This is a genomic window from Nocardia farcinica (assembly GCF_029867845.1).
GTDB lineage: Bacteria > Actinomycetota > Actinomycetes > Mycobacteriales > Mycobacteriaceae > Nocardia > Nocardia farcinica_A.
On the sequence record NZ_JARWRU010000472.1, the window covers coordinates 1 to 2,767 of the forward strand.

The following is a 2,767-nucleotide window of genomic DNA, read 5'->3' on the forward strand; positions in this document are numbered from 1 at the left end:
TGGTGGGGGGGGGGGGGGGGGGGGGGGGGGGCCTTTCTGCCCGCCGCCCCCCCCCCCGCCGCCGCCAAGGCCATGACAGAACAGGCGGAAGGACTCGAACAACCATGACCGTCATCGACATCGAGAACAACAGCTCGGGTCCGCTCACCGGCATCACGGCTGTCGAGGCGGTGGTGCAGATCTCCCACGGCTTCGACTCCGCCAGCATCTTCAACATCTTCTCCGGCGCCGCCGCGCTCGGCCTCGACGTGCTCTCGGCCGCGACCGATCCCATCGGCTATGTCGCCGGGCAGCTGCTGTCCTGGATGATCGAGAACGTCGGCCCCATCAGGGAGAAGTTCAACCTGCTCGGTGGCGACCCCGGTGTCATCAAGGCATCGGCGGCGGCATGGGAGCAGGTTCGGACCGACCTGACCCAGCTCGCGGGCGACATCACCGCCTCCGCCGCGGCCACGGCGGCGAGCTGGGCCGGTCTGGCGGCCGAGGCGTACCGGCGGCGCAGCGAAGACCTGGTCGAGCATGTGGAGGCCATGGCCGAGACCGCTCGCGTCGCCGCGCAGATGACAACGGCGGCCGGTGAATTCGTCGCGGGCCTGCGCACCGCGATCCGCGACCTGCTCACCGCGCTGGCGGGACGCCTGGTGAGCTGGACACTCGAGATCACCTGCACGATCGCCACGGCCACGCCCCTCGTCGTCGCGCAGGCGCTGGAGGCGATCGCCACCTCGACCAGGCAGACGGCCATGATCCTGAATCAGCTGGTCAAGGCCATCGACGCGCTGGGGCCGGCGGCCGCGTCGGTGCGCGACCTGGTGGACGGCACGTTCAAGTCGCTGGCGGTGTTCGTCAACTCGAGCCCGTCCATCGCGAAGACGCCCGCCGAGGCGTGAGGCTCGCCGCCCGGGATCAGCGCGGGACGGAGTGGAAGCGCCGCAGGCGACGGTCGAGCACCTCGGCGGCGATCCCGGCGTCCGGGACGGGGATGACGGTGTCCCGCGTCGGATGCGCCGATCGGACCACGACGGATTCGCCGCCCGGCGGATGCCAGCCGTAGCCGTCCAGGTCGACGAACCACGGTTTGTCCGGTCTGGCCGTCCACGGCCGCACGCCGCGGATGTCCCGGAACGGGATCGTCACCAGCCGTTGCCTGACCGCCTGGCCGCGCGTGGCGAAACCGGTCTGCTGGCTGCGGATGACGATCGAGTGCCCGCGCACCGCCACCTCGATGACCCGGCCGTGGCTGAAGCTGCGCAGGCGGTCGCGGAAGAGCACGAGGTCCAGATCCAGATCGCCCAGTTCGGGGGCAAGCGGTTCGGTGAGCCGCTGCCTGGCCCGCACCGTGCCCAGCCAGGCCGCCATCGGCAGCAGCGCGGCGGCCGCCACGCTCGTGTTCGGCAGCAGCGCACCGGATTCCGGCGCCAGCACGCCGAGGCCGATCACGGTCCCGGCCAGCCACCCTCCGCCGGTGCCGACGAGAGCCATCCCCCAGTACCGCCAGTTCCGCAATCCGGCCACCCGCAACCAGATCAGCGCGAGCGCCGCGGGCGCCGCCACCACGGCCGCGCAGATCGCCATCGGCACAGCCTGTTCCGCGCCGATCGGGCCGTGCGCGGGCGTGACCAGCAGCACGAAGAACGCGACCAGTACCGCCGGTATCCACACATAACTCACCGACAGCAGCCGGCGAACGCCCGGCCAGCGCTGTCGCAGTGTCGGCGCCGCGGCGGGATCGGGGAAGTGCGGGACGGTGGCGGGCAGCAACATCGGTCAGCCCGCCCGTCCGGTCAGGCCGCCACCGGCGCGATCAGCTCCGGTTGCGGCGGTTTGCCTCTGCTGCCGTCCAGCTCTCGACCGGTTCGTCCACCCCACGCCGTATTCCCTTCACTCCCCACGTCGGCTGTCACAGTAGTCGGCGCCGACGAGCGGTGCTCCACCCTGTTCCTCGAACACACGATCGGGCGGGAAGGTCAGCACTCCTGCTGCCGGGACGAGTGCAGCCAGGACGCGCAGCCGTCGACGTAGGCGGGCAGATGGGTGGCGATGAACTCTTCCAGCGGCCACTCGGCGGTCTCGGCGGCTCCGGTCCACACGTAGACCAGCGCGGACGTCCCGCTGGCCAGGAGGACAGGACGGCGCTCGTACTCCTCGCCCTCGTAGCGGTCGAGCAGTTCCCACTCCTCGGCGCCGAGACCGGTGAGCAGGCGGCCGGTGGCCGAACCCGCCGGGTCGGGGACGAGGCCGGGGTACACGCGGCCGGTGAGCCGGGCGACCCGCCAGCCGGTCAACGTGTCCTGGCGCGAGTCGGGGACACGGCCGAGCAGCGCCCGCAACACGGCGTCGACGCGCAGCGTGCCGTAGGCGAACAGCGCGGGGGCTCCGGCGTCGAGGCGGTCGGCCCGCGTCCGGCGCGCCGTCACTCCGGTCGGCCCTGCCCGATGGCGGGCCGGACCGGGAAGTCGCGGCCCTGGTGGAACCTGTGGATGGATTCGGCCACCCGCGCCGGACACTCGATGGCGGGAGAGTGCCCGGCGCCGTCGATGATCTCCACCTGCGCGCCCACCCGCTGGTAGCGGTCGCTCGTCGGCTCCCAGTCGTAGAAGCGGTCGTCGCGGCCGTGCAGGACAAGCGTCGGCAGACCGAGATCGCGGACCTGCCGGTCCAGCGGGTGAGCGGCCAGGCGGGGCCGGGCGGGGGCGGGCGCACAGGCGGCGGCGCTAGCGGGGGGAGCCAGGGGGGGGGGGGTGGGCGGCGCCCCCCCCGCGGCCGC

4 protein-coding genes are annotated in these 2,767 nt (G+C 72.8%); 1 reads left to right on the forward strand and 3 read right to left on the reverse strand.

Annotated elements, in window-relative coordinates; genetic code table 11:
- Positions 1 to 104 precede the first annotated feature (104 nt).
- Positions 105 to 890 carry a hypothetical protein gene (locus QH283_RS10120; protein ID WP_280502759.1) on the forward strand — a complete coding sequence of 262 codons (786 nt, stop codon included), beginning with the start codon at positions 105 to 107 and terminating at the stop codon, positions 888 to 890.
- A gap of 16 nt (positions 891 to 906) precedes the next feature.
- Here QH283_RS10120 and QH283_RS10125 read toward each other — a convergent pair whose 3' ends face one another.
- From QH283_RS10125 to QH283_RS10135, 3 genes are all read right to left on the reverse strand, one after another.
- Positions 907 to 1,764: a hypothetical protein gene (locus QH283_RS10125; RefSeq protein WP_280502760.1), complete on the reverse strand. Its 858-nt coding sequence runs from the start codon at positions 1,762 to 1,764 to the stop codon at positions 907 to 909.
- A gap of 203 nt (positions 1,765 to 1,967) precedes the next feature.
- A complete protein-coding gene (locus QH283_RS10130; protein ID WP_280502761.1) occupies positions 1,968 to 2,417 on the reverse strand; it encodes a gamma-glutamylcyclotransferase family protein in 450 nt (149 codons plus the stop codon).
- Positions 2,414 to 2,767: alpha/beta fold hydrolase (locus QH283_RS10135; RefSeq protein WP_280502762.1), on the reverse strand; the 354-nt coding region annotated here is incomplete at its 5' end. The genes QH283_RS10135 and QH283_RS10130, both read right to left, overlap by 4 nt.

Bases quoted from the DNA above. Each gene is read 5' to 3' on its own strand.
- QH283_RS10120 (WP_280502759.1), top strand. From the start codon at position 105: ATGACCGTCATCGACATCGAGAACAACAGCTCGGGTCCGCTCACCGGC.
- QH283_RS10125 (WP_280502760.1), bottom strand. From the start codon at position 1,764: ATGTTGCTGCCCGCCACCGTCCCGCACTTCCCCGATCCCGCCGCGGCG.